Source organism: Nocardia amamiensis (genome assembly GCF_015477605.1).
Lineage (GTDB): Bacteria > Actinomycetota > Actinomycetes > Mycobacteriales > Mycobacteriaceae > Nocardia > Nocardia amamiensis_A.
Genome location: NZ_JADLQX010000137.1, coordinates 1 through 1,596 on the forward strand (window position 1 = coordinate 1; position 1,596 = coordinate 1,596).

2 protein-coding genes are annotated in these 1,596 nt (G+C 69.9%); one reads left to right on the top strand and one right to left on the bottom strand.

Annotation, left to right across the window (positions count from 1 at the left end):
• Positions 1-629: GNAT family N-acetyltransferase (locus IU459_RS37075; RefSeq protein ID WP_195134246.1), on the top strand; the 629-nt coding region annotated here is incomplete at its 5' end.
• 10 nt (positions 630-639) lie between these two features.
• On the opposite strand, the gene IU459_RS40605 is transcribed toward IU459_RS37075, so the two are convergent.
• On the bottom strand, positions 640-792 hold the full coding sequence (locus IU459_RS40605; RefSeq protein WP_440446560.1) for a hypothetical protein: 153 nt from the start codon (positions 790-792) through the stop codon (positions 640-642).
• Positions 793-1,596 lie beyond the last annotated feature (804 nt).

Sequence of the window (1,596 nt, forward strand, 5' to 3'; positions counted from 1 at the left end):
TCGGGTTCGTCCGCGTCCACAAGGACCGCACCTCCACCGTGGTGATGGTCAACCCCGCCTGCTGCACCGGCCTTCCCCATGCCGCCGACGCGGTCATGGGCGTGTTGACCCCGCGCCCCTGCTGCCCGGAGGACCTGCCCGCCGACGTCACCGTCCGGCAGATGCGCGCAGACGATTGGGAGGCGGTGCGCGGCATCTACGGCGAGGGCATCGCGACCGGCACGGCGACACCCGCCACCGAGGTTCCCAGCCGGGACACCCTCGAGGCGCGGTGGTTACCGCAGCACCGGTGGGTGGCCGAGATCGACGGCGAAGTCGTGGGCTGGTCCGCGCTCAGCGCCGCCTCCCGCGATGAGGGTTACGAGGGTGTGGCCGAGAGTTCGGTGTATGTGGCCGAGCAGATGCGCGGGCGCGGCGTCGGGAAAGCCTTGCTGCACCGCCAGGTCATCGCGGCCGACGAAGCCGGGCTGTGGACCCTGCAGGCTTCGATTTTTCCGGAGAACCGCGCCGCGATCGCCCTGCACCACTCCGCGGGCTACCGCACCGTCGGCGTGCGCGAACGCATCGCGCAACTCGACGGAAAGTGGCGCGACAGCGTGTTCCTCGAACGCCGCAGCCCAGTGCGCTGAACCGGCGCGCTCACCGCATGCCGGTGAGCGTGAGTTGGCGCCGATGGTGGTCGTAATGGCGGCCGGGATAGGCGTAGATGTCGGCGAGAGTCATGTAGTCGGCGAAGTTGTAGACGCGGGCCGCCCAGCACGAGCCGTAGTAGTTGATCACATCGAACGGCACTGTCGCGGCGTTGAGGACGGCGGGCGAACCCGCGACCGATGCCCTCGGGCAGTCGGCTCATCACGCGCACGACGATCAGCAGCCGTCGCACCACCATGTACCCGAACAGCATGTGGAACAGCAGCTGTTCGTTGCTCCAGCGGGTGCCCGCCGAAGCCTTGCCCCAGTCGTCTTCCCCCGCCATCGACAGCAGAGTGTGAAAGTCGACCCGCGCCCGCTCCAGATCGGCGGCGAGCACACTTCGATCCGTCACCGGTCCTGGCATGGCCTCTCGATTCCATGGCCGGACGATCCGCTGCCTCCGTGGCAGTCTCCATCGTCCACCCGACACTTCGGGCTTCACAACCGCCACCTGACCAGAGAGCGCTACGGCCAGAGTTCGATCCCCCTCAGGGGCGCATCCCGCCCCTGGATACAGGAGCACCCGACCGCGACTTCTGGTGCGTCCTTTCCAGCTCTCCTCCGTCTGTCCTGGTACCCAATCCCAACGAATCCAGGAGTCACGATGGCCAACCCGAACGAATTCGAGTCCCCGGCGACAGAACGCACGGACGCATCACCCCAGCCTGCGGCACTCACGTGTTGCAGCACCGAACGGCAGACCACGTGCTGCGATGACAGCGACAAGGCGATGTGCTGCGCTCCGGCGGCCACGGCCGGCGGCGGATGCGGCTGCCAGTAGCCCTCACCCGGCATAGTGCGGTGGGGGGCCCCGGGGGGGGGGCCCCCCCCCCCGGGCGGGGCGGGGGGGGGCGCGGGGGGGCCGGCGGGGGGGGGGGGGCCCCCCGCGGGGGGCGGCCGGGC